This window comes from Aquisphaera insulae, from assembly GCF_011064615.1.
Lineage (GTDB): Bacteria > Planctomycetota > Planctomycetia > Isosphaerales > Isosphaeraceae > Aquisphaera > Aquisphaera insulae.
In genome coordinates, this window is sequence record NZ_JAALJH010000075.1 from 31,625 (window position 1) to 47,183 (window position 15,559).

The following is a 15,559-nucleotide window of genomic DNA, read 5'->3' on the forward strand; positions in this document are numbered from 1 at the left end:
GAAGGTTCAGAGGACTCCGGCCGTCAATCCCCCGACGTCGGATCGGGGGGGCATTCCAGGACGAGGCGGAAGCCCACCTCCGGCGAGGATTCGTCCGCCTTGAACCGGTCGCGAAAGAACGTCCTGGACATCGTCGCCGACTGCTGGAACGAGCTCCCCCGGACGGCCACCGAGACCGCGCCGCCTTCCCCGTCGCTGGACAGCGGCGAGCAAGGTTCGTCCAGGGGGTTCTCCTTCGTGTTCTCGGACACGATGAACTCCGAGTAGGGCCTGTAGCCGTCGCGGCAGAGTTCGCGGACATTGCCGGCCATGTCGAAGATGTGATCGGCGGTGACATCCTTCTCGAAGCTCCCCACGAACGCGGTCCCGGAAAGGATGCCCACGTTCGCCCTCGATCGATTGCCGACGCGTCGAGCTCCTTCTTTCCCCCACGGATAGATGTTCTCGTCCTGCCCCGACTTGGCCGCGAGCTCCCACTGCGCCTCGGTTGGCAAGAGGCCGTTCATCGTCCTCGCGAACCGGGCCGCCGCGTGATAGGCGATCTTGGCCGCCGGCAGGCGAGCGGCATCGGCCGCGGGCTTGATCCTGGTCTGCCCGTCGGTGGTGTACAGGTCTCGCCAGTCCGCGAACAGCTCACGCTGGTCGGGGTGCTCCATCACATAGGCTTCGATCTCCGCGTTCGTGACCTCCTTCTCCTGAATGTAGAACGATTTCACGCGGACCCAGTGGGGCTTGATCGGATTCCCGAGGCCGTCGGTGTCGGGCGGCGTCTTCAGGTCGCCCCGGCGGTAGGTCAGCCCGTGGATCCGGATGAACCGGACCCCGTCCGACTTGCGGATCACGACCCGGGGCCAGCGGCCCACGTTGTCGACCACCTTGTCGGGCTCGTAGCCCTCCGGCAGGTAGAGGCCCTCCCCGATCCGTTCGAAGACGATGCCCCCCTCGACTCGCTCGATCCGCGCGGGCTCGCCGCCATCCTCGGGGGCGGCCTTTCCGGGCAGGTTTCGGTAGCCGGCGGGCAGGCTCGATCGCGGCGCCGGCTTCACCGGCGGGGGCGTGGGTGGTGTCGGCGGTTCGGCGACGGGCGGGGAATCCACCTCGTCTCGTCCCGACCGCCCGGGAGAGGGCCAGAACGCGAACCCGAGGCCGCCCACCAGCAGGAGCACCGTCGCGCACGCGGCCGCCGGGACGATCCAGGCCGGCCGCGCGGGCGCTCCGCCAATCGCCTCGCGGAATCGGCGTGCGACTTCCTGGGCGCTCGACGGCCGACGGCTGGGGTCCTTCTCGAGGCACTGCATGACCAGCCGCTCGATGGCCGGCGGGACGTCGCGGCCGGGGTTGGCCTGCTTCATCGTCCGGGGGGTCTCGGTCAGGTGGGCGGCCATCATCCCGCGGGGATCGCGCGAGGTGAAGGGGATCTTGGCGGTCAGCAACTGGTAGAGGATCACCCCGACCGAATAAAGGTCGCTGCGACTGTCGAGCTCCTTCTCCCCGTGCTTGCCCCACCCGCCGCGGACCTGCTCCGGGCTCATGAACGCCGGGGTGCCCAGCACGTCCCCCACGTTCGTCAGCGTCGCCTCCTGGTTCGAATCGTCCTCGACCATCTTGGCGATGCCGAAGTCCAGGACCTTGATGTTCTGGCCGGGCGGCTTGCCGTCCTGGACCATGATGTTGGACGGCTTGAGATCGCGATGGATGATCGGCTTGGGCTTGCCGGTCTCCTCATCGAGGTGGCCGTGCGCCTGGTGGAGCACGGCGCAGAGCTGGTCCAGGATGGACGCGATCTGCTCGAGCGGGAATGGCTTCTCCTTGTGCTCGTCGATCAGCTTGTCCAGGCTCCGGCCGCGGACGTACTCCATCTCGATGTAGCCGATCGACTGCGACCGCTTGAAGTCGTGGACGACGATGGCGTTGGGATGCTCGAGCTTCGCCATCAGCCGGGCCTCGCGGCGGAACCGCCGCCAGCCCTTGTCATTGTGGGCGATCTGGGGCTTCAGGAGCTTGAGGGCGCACTTCCGGCCCAGCTCCACGTTGTCCACCAGCCAGACATCACCCATTCCCCCCTCGCCGAGCTTCTCCACGAGCCGATACTTGCCGAAGATCATCTGCCCCTTGGCGATCTTCGGCGGCGGCAGGAGGTCCCACTCGTCGGATCGGTCCGCCGACGGCCGCTTCAGGGTCTTCCCCTCGTCGCCGGAATCGGACACGTCGGCCGACGCGGAATCCTCGCCCGAGGGATCACTGTCGGCGCTGCCCGAATACTCGGAATCGGGCGGAGGGGTCGACAGGCCGATTGCAGCCGGGAGCGTCTGGTTGTTGAGGTCGGATTCGGGCGTCACGGCGACACCCTCGGGCAAGCCCTGCCAGGTGTTGTCCGACTGCTCGCCGCTGTCTTCGTCCGTGGGTCTCATTCTGGTGCCTCCCGGCGAGGGGATCGGCCGTCTTCCGGAGACGAGTCCGGCCAGTCGCCGGCCTCGTCCCCTGTCTCCCGAGAATCATGATATCATTTTATCCGCATTCCGCGCTTTACCGGAACGGGTAATCCACGCTTCTCGCCGACTCCTCCTGGACTTACGAGCTCTCTCCCAGGTGGATGACTTCCTCGCCGAAGAAGACGGCGTCGTCCGGGTCGCGATCGAGCGGGAGGCCGTGCAGCCAGGTGTTCCATCCCAGCCTGGCCCCGAAGCCGGCCCCCTCCTCCAGCCGGCAGTCGGGGACCTCCGATCGGCGGAGGACGAGCTGATGGTCGAAGTCGAGCTCGGCGCCGACGTACAGCCGGACGACCTGCGTGAGCAGGAAGAGGGTCTTCCGCTCCTCGACGGGCGAGCGATCCGGGAGCAGGTCGAGGAACCGATCATAGGTGAGGGGCCCGATCCGGAGCCGGAACCGGCTCTGGATGTCCCACACGCGGTCGCCGATGACGGCGGAGAAGCCGAGCTGGTTGTTGCCGTCGGGTTCGAGCCGGGTCCGATTCGCCGGCTCGATCGCCAGCCACTGCCCCTGGAACTGGCGAATCTCCACCGGGATGCGGAAATAGTCCTGGAGGATCGCCTGGAGGCCGACGGCGGAGCGAATCCGATTGGCGAACAGCCCCGAAAAGCGGAGCAGCGCGATGTCCTCCACCCTCGCCAGCGGCCGCTCCGCCTCGCCGGCCTCGTGCTCGCCGGGGAGGCGGACCGCAACCCGGATCCGCCCGCGCGAGCCCGCCTCACGCTGCCCGACGAGGCTGAAGAGTCCGGCGGTGAAAAGGTCGAGCTCGCCCCGGGAGGGCCTCCCGGCGGTTCGCTCGCGTTCGAACGGGATGTGGAAGCGGTACTTCTCCCAGGCCCGATAGAAGAGCGAGACGAGCCGGTGGTTGAAGACGTCCAGCCAGTCGCGGAGCGCCAGCTTCTCGGGATTCTGCGAGCTGCGGTCCCGCTCCAGTCGATAGGCGATCTCGGTGTAGTGGTGGGGGAGGACGCCGCTCGGCCCGATCAGCCCGAGGAACGCGTGCACCAGGATCGGCGGGGCCTGGGGCGCGGGCCGGATCACCTCGTGGATGGTGCTCGGCGGGAAGCCCAGCGAGACGTGGGTCCGGAACCTCACCGCCTCCGCGGAGGGGGGGCCCGCCTCGCCGACCCGCACGCTCCCCCGCCGTCGCTGGAGGAGTCGGACGGCCTGGAAGAAGTCGAAGACGTACCCTTCCCGGTAGAGCCGCCGTTCCAACCCCGTGGGGGCTAGCCCTCGCGCCGGATCGCCGGAGCCGTCCCGGGCCTCGCCCGGGTCGATCGTGGGGATGCTCATCGGTCTCCTCTCGGCGGCCTAGACCAGCGGCCGCTCGCCGGCCCGAGGCGGCCAGACGCGGAACGGCGGGCCCCCTCCGGTCGTCCGGCCGACGAGCTGCGTGAAGGAGTTGATCGTTGAGTAGAGCGCGAGGAATCGCTCGAGCACGCACGCGAAGAGGTAGGCCCCGGTGCCGACGTATTTCTCCTCCTCGAACTCCACGGTAACCTCCGTCCCGCGGCAGAACGCCCCGTCGTTCGACGGCGGCCGGGCGATGATCCGGCGGCTGGTGACCGAGGCGATCCCCTCGATCAGGTGCTGGATGACCTCCGCCGCCTGGCGGTCCACCGCGGCGTCCGAGAAGTCGTAGAGCCGGAGGATCTCGCGGAGCGTCTCCCGGCCCTCCGTCCCGTGCGAGATCGAGAGGTGATTGAGGCTCAGGTGCGACAGCAGCCTCCAGTAGAGCCCGCGCCGGAGCGGCGGCCGTTGCGGGGCCGAGGGGGACCGCACGCAGCGGACGGCCGCCAGCGGAGCCGCGGCCTCCAGCTCCAGGGTGAGCCGCTCGCCCGCCGCCTGGAGGGTCAGGGGCAGGTCACGATTCGTGCAGGTCGTCCGGACGACCAGGGTCGATTCCGCCGGCATGCTCGGATCGTAGCCGAGGTCCACGAGGCTCAGCTCCACCTCGGTGCCCCGGTCATCCGCCCTCATGGACGGGCGCCTCGTCGCATACCAGAAGGTCCGCTGGGCCTCCGAGCCGACGCCGTGCCGATACGAATAGAAGGGCTGATATCCGGTCGTCCTGCCCGAGATCGGGTCCACCCCGGTCACCTCGTCCACCGAGTAGATCTCCAGCCCCAGCGGGCTGGCCACGTCGGGGACGATCCGGTACTCCGACCGGGACTGGTCGAGGATGATCGGCTCCGCCGTTTTCTCGAACAGGTTCACGATCGGCGTGCAGCCGAGCTGGAAGGTCGTCGCCGTCACGTCCTGCTCGAGCTTCTCCGATCCCCGATTGAGGAAGACGACCACTTCCAGCCGCTTCCGGAACCCGGCCCGGCAGGCCGCCTCGAGGCCGTGGACGTCGACGAACAGGAACTTGGCGGGGAACGCGAAGAACTCGCTCAGCAGGCGGTAGCCCGGGAACGACGGCGCGGGATAGGGCAGGAGGCCGTCGGCCAGGTCGAAACCCACCGGGCGGAGGACGTCCCGGGGCGTCAGGAGGATCGGCTCGGGGTCGCCGTCGGCCGCCCGGTCGGCCGGCAGGAGGACCACCTGCAAGGCGTGGTTGAAGATCAGCTCGTAGAGCAGGGCGGTCGTCTCCGCCTCGCCGTGGAGGAAGAAGCGGAGCGACCGTAGGGAGAGCTCGGCGAAGCTCAGGCCGCCGATCGCGTCGAGCTGGATCCGGAGCGCCGCGACCGTCCCCCGCGGCGGCCGCAGGCCGGCGGGGTAGGGGGGGCGGGCGAATCGGGCGGCCGAGACCTGCACCGGCCAGAGGGTCGTCGGATAGCCGGTGCGGAACCGGCAGGGCTGATCGTTGATCCGCATGGTCCGCAGCCGGCTGAGCCGATCGATGAGGAAGCCGTCGGGGATCTGGGCCCGCGCGGGGTCCAGCACGAACTGGGCGATCGCCATCGAGGGCAGGGGCGCCAGGTAGTGGGGGTAGAGCACCCCCAGCATCGCCGCGGTGAGCTCCGGGAACTCGTCGTCGATCTTGGCCTGGACCCGCCCGGTGAGCAGCGCGAACGCCTCGATCAGCCGCTCGACGTGCGGGTCGGTGCTCCGGTTGGACTCCAGGCGGAGCCTGGCGGCGGCGGCCGGATACTGGTCCGCGAACTCCCGCGAGAGCTGGCGGATGAACGTCAGCTCCCGCTCGTAGTAATGATAAAGCGATTTGCTCATATCACGAATCCACCCGCTGAATCGAGGCCTCGCCGGTCGAGAGCTTGAGCACCGTCACGAAGGCGACGTCGGGAGAGGGCTCGACGCGGAGCGTCGCCTGGATCTGGAACTTCAGCTTCAACTGCTTCTCGTCGTGGTCGTCGATGAGGGTGGCGCGGATGTTGGTGAGGCGGGGTTCGAACCGCGCGATGGCCTGCTCGATCTTCTCCGCGACCCGGGAGGCCGCCCCGGCCTTGGTGGACTGGAACGCGGTCAGGTCGGGCATCCCGAAGGTCACGATCGACCGCCGGGTCTCGGCGTACTGGGGGGGCACGTCGACGCGGGTGCAGTGCGTGTTCAGGAGGTCTTCCAGGTCCCGGCGGACCGAGTCGATGATCTGCTCGATGGTGCAGCCCGGCCGGCTCGCGGTGCCGTCGGACTCCGGGTCGATCAGGCGGTCGAGGATCGAGGCATTGAGCCCGATCGGGATTTCGTTTCGAGCCATTTCCCGGAGTCCCTCGCCCGGCCCCCGCGGGGCATGACCTCACCTCACGGCTCTCCGGCCCGGAACTCGCGCCAGTCCAGGAGCGTGGTCGCGTCGTCGTCGCGGAGATAGGTATGGAGGCCGACACCCAGGGTAACGTCGCCCTCGAGCGTCTTCCAGTCGGTCAGGCGGCCGAGCCTGACCTGATCGTCGGCATGGGACGCCGAGCCGGGATAGAGGGCCGGCAGGAAGACCTCGCCGGACTCGGACTCGAGCTCGAGGCGGGCCGGGATGTAGAGCAGGTCGCGGGGGAAGCTCGGCGGGTTCATGGCCGCGACCCGGACCTGCTCCAGGCCGGCCCAGAAATAGCGGCCCTGGGCCATCACCTCGAGGATCCCGCCGAACAGGTCGTCGGCATCCCGCAGCACCTGGAACGGCTGGTCGTTGAGCGACCCGGAGACCGGCGGAGTCGCCTCATCGGCCCGCGCGAGCAGCTCGCCCGCCTCCCGGATCTTGCCGCCCCGAAGGCAGCCCACGGCCTCCAGGCGGAGCTTCAGATGGTCCGATGGCGGCCCGAAGAACGCCGGGCTCGTCCCCTTCTCGAAGACGTCGCGGCGGGCCTGCTCGGAGTCGACCAGGCGGCGGTAGTTCGCGGCCGCCCGCTCCAGGTCCGGGTCCGCGAAGTGGAGCGACTCGGCCTGACGGCGGGCCCGATCCAGCTCGCCCGAGAAGAGGAGCAGCTCGAACAGGAAGAGTCGTTTGGACTGGTCCAGGGGATGGGCCTTCACGTCCGCGACCTGGGCCTCGATCGCCTCCGACAGCTTCCCCGCCCTGTACAGCTCGCCGGCATTCATGGTCATCCGCTCCTCTTTCCACCGGAAGCCGCCGGAGACGGTCCGACCCGATCCAACGCGAGACGGCCCGGACGCCCTTCCGCGCGTCCAGGCCGGGGCATGGGCCCTCGCGCCGCCCCGCCCGCGAGACTCGGGGGGCGGCGCCGTGACCTCACTTCGCGACCTTCGTCAGGTCCCAGGTCGCATCGCCGGCCGGGGCCATGGCGCCGGTCGTCTCGTCCTGCTTGAAGTAGTTGATCGCGACCTTCGCGAAGGCGATGCTCAGCGACTCCGTCGGAGAGTCGTCGCCCCCCGTCGAGCCGGACCACTGGATCGACTCGATCAGGACGTCGGAGAAGACGTACTTGAGGAACACCTTCTGGCCGCCGTCGCCCGTGGCCTTGCTCATCTCCACCGTGGCATCCTTGAAGTGCTTGCCGGTGGCGCAGGCGGCGAAGAGCGTGGCCGAGGACGCCTCGGTCTTCTTCATGACGTTGAAGCTCGACACCGAGACGCGGCCGGCGGACAGGCCGCCCGAGCCCGGGCCCACCGTCGTCGGATTGGACGCCCCCCACGAGAAGGAGTAGATCTCGATCCACTTCTCGTGATTGGATTGCTGGGACTCGCCATCGACGCTGTCGATCTTCAGATAGGTATCGAATGCCATGGTCGTTTCTCCTTGACAGTCTGTGGACTTGAACGCCCCTCGAACCGGCGATCCGGGGCCGGCCGCCCTGCAACGCTCAGGGCAATCAGGCCGACCCAAGCCGCCCTTGATCTCGTGCGGCGGCCGGACGGACGAGGGCCCCGCCGGCGCGCACCTTCCTCCGCCGATCGTCACCGCGCCAGCGATCTCGCCGGTCGGGAGTCGGCGACTCCCGCGACCGGCCGACTAGAGGGCCACCGATCAGGCCTTCTTCGGGACCTCCGCCACCAGCCGCATCGAGGCGGATAGCGTCTCGAGCTGGAAGTGGGGGCGGAGATAGGCGACCGCCTCGTAGGAGCCCGGCTTGCCCGGGACCGCCCGCACATTCACCTTCGCCTCGGCCAGGGGCCTCTTGGCCTTCTCGTCATCGCCCACGAGTTCGGGATTGGCCAGCACATACTGGTTTATCCACTCGTTCAACCAGACGTTGCACTGATTCAGCTCCATGAAGGAGCCGATCTTGTCTCGCGCCATCACCTTGAGGTAATGGGCGAAGCGGGAGGTGTTGAGGATCAGGTTGAACTTGGCCGACAGCTCCGCGTTCGAGTTGGCCGCGGCGTCGAAGTAGGTCTTCGGCTTCTGGCACGACTGCGCCCCCATGAAGACGGCGAAGTCGTTCCCCTTGCTGTGGAGCAGCGGCATGAAGCCGAGGTTGGACAGCTCGAACTCGCGGCGGTCCGAGATGGCGATCTCGGTGGGGCACTTCATGGCCACGCCCCCCTCGTCGGTCGGGAAGGTGTGGACGGGCAGCCCCTCCACCTTCCCCCCGCCCTCGACGCCCCGGGTCCGCGCCAGCCAGCCGAACTGGGCGAAGGCGTCGGTGATCCGGGCCGCATAGGCCCACGCCGCGTTCATCCAGAGATAGTTGTTGTGCTCCTTGCCGTCGACCTGCTCCTCGAAGTTGAACTCGGTCACCCGCTTGAAGTTGTCGCCGTAGGGGAGGCGGCCCAGCACCCGCGGCATCGTCAGCGCCACGTATCGGGAATCCTCGGAGTCCCGGAACGACTTCCAGGTCGCGTATTCGACCGTGTCGAAGATCTTCGAGAGGTCGCGGGGGTTGGCCAGCTCCGTCCAGCTCTCGAAATTGAAGAGCTTCGGGCTGGCCGCCGCCACGAACGGGGCATGTGCCGCCGCCGCGATCCCCGAGAGGTGCTTCAGGAGGCTCAGGTCCTCCGCATTGCGGCCGAACTCGATGTCCCCCACCAGCATGCCGTAGGGATGCCCGCCGAGCTGGCCGTACTCCTCCTCGTAGATCTTCTTGTAGAGGTTGCTCTGGTCGAACTCGATCGCCTTCTCCAGGTCCTTCACCAGCTCCTGCTTCTTGATGTTCAGGACCCGGATCTTCAGCGTCGTGCTCGTCTCGGTCTGCATGACCAGGTAGTGGAGGCCACGCCAGGTCGATTCCAGCTTCTGGACGGCGGGATCGTGGAGGATCTCGTTGAGCTGCGCGGTCAGCTTCTTGTCGATCTCGCCGATCCATGTCTTGATGTTCGTCTCGACGTCCTTGGAGACCACCTGGCCGGGCTTGACGGCCTGGTCCAGGAACTGGCGGAAGTAATCCCGCGCCCGTTCCGTCTCCTTGTCGGTCTGCGGCCGGGTGGCCTTGATGACCTCGTCGAGTAGGCTCGGGGCCTCGGTCGTGCCCGCGGCCGGCGCGGCGGCCTGGACTTGTTCGGCGCTGCTCATTCCTTGGTCTCCGTGCTCGGTGCGGCGCTATCGATCCCCAGCTCTTTGGCGACGGCCTGGGCCTTGTCCGGATTGTTCAGGATGTCGGCGAGCAACTGGTCGAGCTTGTCGTTCCCCTCCATCTTGTTGAGCAACTGGGTCAGCTTCGTCCGCATCTCGAGCAGCTCCTTGAGCGCCGGCACCTGCTCGGCGATCCGGGCGGGCTCGAAGTCGTCGATGTGCTTGAACTTCAGCTCGACCGCGAGCTTGGTATCCTCGTCGGTCAGGCGGTTCTGGACCTTGGTCGCGACCCGCGGCGCGGCCCGCTGCATGACGTTGTTGAAATTGTCGCGGTCGATGTCGACGACCGGACGCTCCTTCAGCGACTTGAGCGGCTCGGTGGACTGGGCCGAGAGGTCGGCGATCACGCCGACGACGAACGGCAATTCCACCGCCCTCATCGCGCCGTTGGTCTCGACATCGTAGGTGATCTGGACCCGGGGGCGGCGGACCCGGTCCAGCTTGTGCTGCAGACTCGACATGGCACCCTCTTCGCAGTAAGCCTCGAGACGCGGAACGGAAGCCCTGACGTGGAACGGAAGCCTGCCGGAGGTGGACGGCGACCTGGCCTGCGCCGCACTCGCATGCCGGCGCCCGATCGTTCGCCCTTCTCTGGATCTCAACCCGGGGATGCCGCCCTGCGGAACTCTGCCCCGATGCACCGTCGTTGCGACCGCCTCATGCCAGAACGGCGAAAGTGCGGAATGTCAACGACTATATCAGATTCCGACGCGTAGACCGAAGAAAATCGACTCTGAATCCGATCCCCCCTCCGTCGCCCCCAAGCCGGCCGTTGTCCGTGCGTCTCGCCTGCGATCGAGGGCTCGTGAGTCGTCTCGCGTCTCGAATCGCCCACAATACGCGTATTGCCGGCAGGTCGTGTCAGCGGACATCATTTCTTTTCTGGTGTCTCCTTGATCCCGAGCTCCCGGTTCAGGAGCTTCAGGACGTCGGCGTTGAGGATCAGCGACCGGATCAGCTCCGGGAACGGCAGGTTGCCGAGGTCGACGGCGCGGTGGAGCAGGTAGGGGATCGGGCTATGGGGCTCGATCTGCATCAGCTTGTCCGCGGCCTCGCCGATCCGAGCATAGATCTCCGCGCGGGTCTCCATGCGAGGGGGAGCCGGTCCGTCCGCCTTGCTTTCCTCCGCCGGCGTTCCGGCCTCGGCGGCCGGCTTCTCCTTGGGCTTTCCGCCCCCCTTCTTCTCGAGCACCTGCTCGGCGAGGACCAGGCAATCCCGGAGCGCCCCGCGGATCCCGTTGAGGCTGGGGGCGTAGTTCTTGCCGCCGGCCGTCATCTTCGCGTTGAGCGCGGCGGAGAGGAGGTCGAGCTCCTGGAGCGCCCGCCGCAGGTCGTTCACCTGGCCCTCGATGGCGTCGCGGCCCGTGAGCTGCACCCCCTTCTCCACGTCGGCCTTGGTGACCTTGCCCTTCCCCCCCTGGCTGTCCTTCCATTGCTGCCAGTTCAGTCCGGAAGGCTCCGGGGGGAGGAGGGGGATCAGCCGGAGGCTGCTCGGGAACCAGGCCCCGCGGTCGATCTCGTCGAGCCAGTCGAGCCGGCGGGCCCGGGTGTCGATGTCGTCCTCCTCCGCGATCTCCGGATGCATCCGGTCCCAGCAGCCCTCCGTCATCAGCCGCAGCAGCCGGAGGCCGTCGACGAGCCCCGCATACCCCTGCAGCTTGGTGAGCGCCTCCACCAGGCGGACGGCGATCAGATAGTCCTTGGTCCCGTACCGGAGCGTATCCGAGGTGAGCTCGACGATCCCCCGCCAGTCGGCCCGCTTGGGCGCGTCGGGGCGGGCCGGATCGTTCTTGTCGAACTGGTCCGGATCCACCTCCTTCCGCAGCTCCTCGAGCTGCCCGCGGACGATCGAGACGTCGCGGGAACCGGCGGGATCCTCCCCCTCGATGGGCCCGAGCAGGGATTCGACATCCACGAGCGGCTGATGAGGCATCGGAGTGGGGAACTCGGAAGTCCATCCGGCTCTCGGAATCGGTCGAGGGCGGGCGAGGCGGCCGCCGAACCCCCGGGCGCCCCGGCGAGGGCCTCGCCCTCGCCGCTCTCCGTGCGAACCGCATCCGAATGCCAGGCTTACTTATAAAGGAGGAGCTTAATGTGACGGAGGTAGCCTAGGTCCACGCATCACCGAAAGCAAGCGAATTCGCCGCGATCCCGAAGCGGACGCCCCCGCGGACGGGGGGAATCGCCATTTTCGGTCATCTCAGCCCGACCCGTGCCGGCGGCCGAAAACGGCGAGACCTCCACCCCGGGGCCGGGTACATTTCCCTCATGGACACGAATCGGGAATCCTGCTATCGGGCCCTGGTCGCGCGAGATGCCCGCTACGACGGCGTCTTCTTCGTGGGCGTCACCACGACGGGCATCTACTGCCGGCCGATCTGCCCGGCCCGGACCCCCCGGGCGGATCGCTGCCGCTTCTTCGGCGGGCCCGCCGCGGCCGAGGCGGCGGGATTCCGCCCCTGCCTCCGGTGCCGCCCGGAGCTCGCGCCCGGGCTGGCCCCCGTGGACTCGACCGCCCGGATCGCCCGCCTCGCCGCGGATCGCATCGACGCGGGCGCCCTCAATGACGACGGGACCCTGCCCGAGCTGGCGGCCGAGCTGGGGATCAGCCCCCGCCAGCTCCGCCGGGCGATCCGCAAGGAATTCGGGGTGACGGCCGTGGCCCTGGCCCAGACCCGCAGGCTGCTCCTGGCCAAGCAGCTCCTCACCGAGACCGACCTCCCGTTGATCCGCGTCGCGTCGGCCAGCGGCTTCTCCAGCGTCCGACGGTTCAACGCCCTCTTCCTTTCGCACTACGGCATGGCCCCGTCGCGACTCCGGAAGGACTCGAACCGGGCCGCGTCCGGCGGCCTCTTGAAGCTCCTCCTCGGCTACCGCCCCCCCCTCGACTGGAGCTTCCTCCTCGAATTCCTCGGCTCGCATTCCACACCCGGGGTGGAACAGGTCGAGGGGAACAGCTACCTCAGGACGGTCGCCATCGGCCCGCAACAGGGCTGGTTCCGGGTCAGCCCGGTCGCCGGACGGGCCGCCCTGGCCGTTGAATTCCCCGCCACGCTCGCGCCGGCCTTGCCGCCGCTGCTCGGCGCCGTCCGCGGGCTCCTCGACCTGGATGCTCATCCCAAGGCCATCGCCGATCAGCTCGGCGCCCACCCGGATCTCGCCCCCCACGTCGCATCGCGGACCGGGCTCCGGATCCCCGGCGCGACCGACGGCTTCGAGCTGGCCGTCCGGACGATTCTCGGCCAGCTTGTCTCGGTCCGGGCCGCCACGACGCTGTCCGGCCGCCTGGCCCGGACCTTCGGCGAGCCGATCCAGTCCCCATTCCCGGGGCTCGATCGCCTCAGCCCAACCCCACATCGGCTCGCCGCGGCCGAGGAGACCTCGCTGACCCTCCTCGGGATCGCTCCGACCCGTGCCCGGGCCGTCATCGCTCTGGCTCGGGCCGTCGTCGAGGGCCGGATCCGTCTCGATCCGACGACCGACCCCGAGGCCGCCATCCGCCGGCTGCGTGAGCTGCCGGGCATCGGCGACTGGACGGCCCAGTCGATCGCCCTGCGGGCCCTCCGCTGGACCGACGCCTTCCCCGCATCCGACCTGGCCCTGGTCCGCGCCGCGGGTGCTTCGTCCCCCCGCGATCTGGCGCGGATGGCCGAGGCGTGGCGCCCCTGGCGGGGCTACGCCGCCATCGCACTCTGGCATTCCTACCTCCACCCCTCCCAAGAGGACTGAACCGATGAGCCTGACGACGTACTATCACCTGCTCGGCAGCCCGATCGGCCCGCTGCTCCTGACCTCGCGTGGCGGGGCCCTCACCGGCCTGCACATGACGGTCGTCGAGCCCGAGGCCGGCTGGGTCCGGGACCCCGCGCCGTTCCGGGAAGCCGTCCGACAGCTCGACGCCTACTTCGACGGCACGCTCACCGCGGGCTTCACCGTGCCCCTCGACCTCGGCGGTACGCCGTTCCAGCAACGCGTCTGGAAGGAGCTCCAGTCGATCCCCTTCGGCCGGGCGATCTCGTACGCCGAGCTGGCGAAACGGGTCGGCAACCCGCAGGCCAGCCGGGCCGTCGGCTCGGCCAACGGCCGCAACCCGGTCGGCCTCATCGTCCCCTGCCACCGCGTCATCGCCACCGGCGGCGGCCTCGGCGGCTATGGCGGCGGCCTCGACCGCAAGCGCTGGCTGCTCGAGCACGAGGCGGCCATCGTGGCCCGGGAATCGCGGTCGGGATCCGCCAAGACGTGTTAGCCGCGGATTCGCACCGATTCACGCTGATGATTCGAACGCGGGGCGTGAGACGGACAGGGATCGTCCGGCGGGCTCAGGATCATCGAGCGCCGACGTTTCCTTCGAACCCCGTTCGTCCCCGCACTGATCCCCCTGACCGTGTTCATCTGTGTTCATCCGTGGCGGAAATTCGCTTCCGCTCTATCGGATCCCGAGGCTCCGGCCCGAGCGGCAGCCACGGGCGAGATGCGGCCAGGCGGTATCGATCGGCCTGCGCCACGTGGTAAGCATACAACTCCTCGTAGATTCCTTCTCGATAGACTTCTGGGCGAAGGCAGGCCATCCCCCCCGGGCCGAAGTCAATCGCACGATCCGCTTCGACCGCGGCCCGCTCCAGGAAGTAGGCTCGTCTCCTCGCGAGCCGTTCAAATCCCATGCACATCGCGAGGACCGCCACCGCGAACATCATGAACCTCAGGCGAAACCGCACGCGGGGAAACGACATGGCTTCATCCCCTTTCACCGTCTTTGCCATCCCAGGTTGCTTGCTTCCTCCGGGGTGCCTTCCTGATCACATCAAGCCTATTCATGTATTCACCATGTCACCAATGCACAATTTGTCATGTCTTTGTCCTTGAACTCAAATGGACTCGAAGAACTTTCCGATTCTGGCCTCAAATCGATTCTATGCTTCATGTCTGCATCAAGAGAACGAAACCTGTTTTGACCTACTGACCGGCGCGCAAGTGGAGTTAAGTTTTCAGGTTGCCAATCCGGCCTGTGCAAAGAAGGATTGGACAAGGTGAGCTTTCTGTCGCAACCGCCCCACGGCGAGGTCCAGTTCCTGATGCAATTCGTCCAGGTCGCGGCACACCAGGTTCCGCATCTCGACGTTCTTCAAGTGATGCCACCCCCCCTCATCCCAGGGATTCAGATCCGGGGCGTAACCGGGCAGGGCCTCCAGCTCAACGCGGCCGCGCGTGCTGGACACGAAGTCCAGGACCGCCGCTCGCCGATGGATCGGCGAGCCGTCCCAGACCACCAGGAGCCGCTCCCCCGCCACGCGGAGCAGGTGCAGCAGGAATTCGACGCAGTGCAGCCCGTTGAGCGACTCCGGCCGGATCAAGGTGTAGACCCGGCCTTCCGGCGTCATCCCGCCCATGACCGAGAGGTGATCCCGAGTCTGCTTCTCGCGGAGCACCGGCGTGAGACCCTCCGGGGCGTATGTCTTGACCACCCCCGGGAGCAAGTAGAAGCCCGATTCGTCCTCGAAGACCAGGGCCCGACGCTCCCGGATGGCGCGCCGCCTCAGTTCCGGCCAGGCCCCTTCGCGCCACCTCCGGATGGCATCCTCGTCCCGCTGGATGGCGCGCTTGATCGGCTGCTGCGGGGTCCAACCCAGGCCTTCGAGGAGCCGGCCGACGTGGCCCTTGTGGTAGCGGACGCCGAATTCCCACTCGATGACCTTGGCGACCCGGGCGCGGGTCCAGACCCGGCCTCGAAAGCCATAGGATTCCGGCCCATGCCAGAGGAGCTCGGGGATCAACTGCTTCTGCTCGGGGGAGAGCCTGGGCGAGGCGCCCGCCGAGAGGCGAGCCCGGAGCGACTCGGGACCTCGAGCCACGGCTTCGGTCAACCAGCGGCTGACGGAGACCTCGGAGACGTCGAGGGCCTCGGCGATGTCGCGCTGATACCAACCCCGGCCCTTGAGGTACAACGCCCGAAACCTCCGCCACTCGAGACACTCTCGTGGGATGGGGTGAGTCGTATCCATCCCGTGATTTTACTGCAATCTACTTAACGCAACCTGCGCGCCGGTCAGTAGAACGTCAAACTCAAGACGTGGTCTGACATTATCTCTTTCATCCCCTTGTTCAAAGTAGGGAAGCCTCCGGGAAACGATGCGCACCTGAAAGGTGAGTTAG

At 67.9% G+C, this 15,559-nt stretch carries 13 protein-coding genes; 2 read left to right on the top strand and 11 right to left on the bottom strand.

The features are described 5' to 3' along the window. Positions 1-23: 23 nt before the first annotated feature. The 9 genes from G6O54_RS28135 to tssA form a co-directional block, all read right to left on the bottom strand. Positions 24-2,411, bottom strand: coding sequence for a bifunctional serine/threonine-protein kinase/formylglycine-generating enzyme family protein (locus G6O54_RS28135; RefSeq protein WP_165230979.1), 2,388 nt, complete (start codon positions 2,409-2,411; stop codon positions 24-26). A gap of 160 nt (positions 2,412-2,571) precedes the next feature. After that, a complete protein-coding gene (tssG, locus tag G6O54_RS28140) occupies positions 2,572-3,783 on the bottom strand; it encodes a type VI secretion system baseplate subunit TssG (RefSeq protein WP_165230982.1) in 1,212 nt (403 codons plus the stop codon). 18 nt (positions 3,784-3,801) lie between these two features. Further along, entirely contained in the window at positions 3,802-5,661 is a 1,860-nt protein-coding gene (gene tssF, locus G6O54_RS28145) for a type VI secretion system baseplate subunit TssF (protein ID WP_165230985.1), read from the bottom strand. Between the two features lies 1 nt (position 5,662). After that, entirely contained in the window at positions 5,663-6,145 is a 483-nt protein-coding gene (tssE, locus tag G6O54_RS28150) for a type VI secretion system baseplate subunit TssE (RefSeq protein ID WP_165230987.1), read from the bottom strand. Between the two features lie 44 nt (positions 6,146-6,189). Then, positions 6,190-6,978, bottom strand: coding sequence for a type VI secretion system accessory protein TagJ (locus G6O54_RS28155; RefSeq protein WP_165230990.1), 789 nt, complete (start codon positions 6,976-6,978; stop codon positions 6,190-6,192). 151 nt (positions 6,979-7,129) lie between these two features. Continuing rightward, positions 7,130-7,624 carry an Hcp family type VI secretion system effector gene (locus G6O54_RS28160; protein ID WP_165230993.1) on the bottom strand — a complete coding sequence of 165 codons (495 nt, stop codon included), beginning with the start codon at positions 7,622-7,624 and terminating at the stop codon, positions 7,130-7,132. 240 nt (positions 7,625-7,864) lie between these two features. Then, a complete protein-coding gene (gene tssC, locus G6O54_RS28165; RefSeq protein ID WP_165230996.1) occupies positions 7,865-9,349 on the bottom strand; it encodes a type VI secretion system contractile sheath large subunit in 1,485 nt (494 codons plus the stop codon). After that, positions 9,346-9,870 (bottom strand): type VI secretion system contractile sheath small subunit, encoded by a 525-nt coding sequence (tssB, locus tag G6O54_RS28170; protein WP_165230999.1) that lies wholly within the window; start codon positions 9,868-9,870, stop codon positions 9,346-9,348. The genes tssC and tssB overlap by 4 nt, the downstream gene beginning before the upstream one ends. Before the next feature lie 410 nt (positions 9,871-10,280). Beyond that, positions 10,281-11,342: a type VI secretion system protein TssA gene (gene tssA / locus G6O54_RS28175; protein ID WP_165231002.1), complete on the bottom strand. Its 1,062-nt coding sequence runs from the start codon at positions 11,340-11,342 to the stop codon at positions 10,281-10,283. A 335-nt stretch (positions 11,343-11,677) separates the two neighbouring features. On the opposite strand from tssA, the gene G6O54_RS28180 reads away from it, so the two are divergent. Then, positions 11,678-13,138, top strand: a complete 1,461-nt coding sequence (locus G6O54_RS28180) for an AlkA N-terminal domain-containing protein (RefSeq protein ID WP_165231005.1) — start codon at positions 11,678-11,680, stop codon at positions 13,136-13,138. A 4-nt stretch (positions 13,139-13,142) separates the two neighbouring features. After that, complete coding sequence (locus G6O54_RS28185; RefSeq protein WP_165231008.1) at positions 13,143-13,655, top strand: methylated-DNA--[protein]-cysteine S-methyltransferase; 513 nt, start codon at positions 13,143-13,145, stop codon at positions 13,653-13,655. Between the two features lie 142 nt (positions 13,656-13,797). Here the strand turns inward: G6O54_RS28185 and G6O54_RS28190 are convergent, their stop codons facing one another. Both G6O54_RS28190 and G6O54_RS28195 read right to left on the bottom strand, forming a co-directional pair. Then, positions 13,798-14,139: a hypothetical protein gene (locus G6O54_RS28190; protein ID WP_165231011.1), complete on the bottom strand. Its 342-nt coding sequence runs from the start codon at positions 14,137-14,139 to the stop codon at positions 13,798-13,800. A 255-nt stretch (positions 14,140-14,394) separates the two neighbouring features. Continuing rightward, on the bottom strand, positions 14,395-15,408 hold the full coding sequence (locus tag G6O54_RS28195; protein WP_165231014.1) for an IS630 family transposase: 1,014 nt from the start codon (positions 15,406-15,408) through the stop codon (positions 14,395-14,397). Between the last annotated feature and the right edge of the window lie 151 nt (positions 15,409-15,559).

Coding starts and splice junctions, on each gene's coding strand:
- G6O54_RS28155 (WP_165230990.1), bottom strand. CDS start 6,978: ATGAATGCCGGCGAGCTGTACAGGGCGGGGAAGCTGTCGGAGGCGATC.
- tssA (WP_165231002.1), bottom strand. CDS start 11,342: ATGCCTCATCAGCCGCTCGTGGATGTCGAATCCCTGCTCGGGCCCATC.
- G6O54_RS28160 (WP_165230993.1), bottom strand. CDS start 7,624: ATGGCATTCGATACCTATCTGAAGATCGACAGCGTCGATGGCGAGTCC.
- tssB (WP_165230999.1), bottom strand. CDS start 9,870: ATGTCGAGTCTGCAGCACAAGCTGGACCGGGTCCGCCGCCCCCGGGTC.
- tssE (WP_165230987.1), bottom strand. CDS start 6,145: ATGGCTCGAAACGAAATCCCGATCGGGCTCAATGCCTCGATCCTCGAC.
- G6O54_RS28195 (WP_165231014.1), bottom strand. CDS start 15,408: ATGGATACGACTCACCCCATCCCACGAGAGTGTCTCGAGTGGCGGAGG.
- G6O54_RS28185 (WP_165231008.1), top strand. CDS start 13,143: ATGAGCCTGACGACGTACTATCACCTGCTCGGCAGCCCGATCGGCCCG.
- G6O54_RS28135 (WP_165230979.1), bottom strand. CDS start 2,411: ATGAGACCCACGGACGAAGACAGCGGCGAGCAGTCGGACAACACCTGG.
- G6O54_RS28180 (WP_165231005.1), top strand. CDS start 11,678: ATGGACACGAATCGGGAATCCTGCTATCGGGCCCTGGTCGCGCGAGAT.
- tssF (WP_165230985.1), bottom strand. CDS start 5,661: ATGAGCAAATCGCTTTATCATTACTACGAGCGGGAGCTGACGTTCATC.
- tssC (WP_165230996.1), bottom strand. CDS start 9,349: ATGAGCAGCGCCGAACAAGTCCAGGCCGCCGCGCCGGCCGCGGGCACG.
- G6O54_RS28190 (WP_165231011.1), bottom strand. CDS start 14,139: ATGTCGTTTCCCCGCGTGCGGTTTCGCCTGAGGTTCATGATGTTCGCG.
- tssG (WP_165230982.1), bottom strand. CDS start 3,783: ATGAGCATCCCCACGATCGACCCGGGCGAGGCCCGGGACGGCTCCGGC.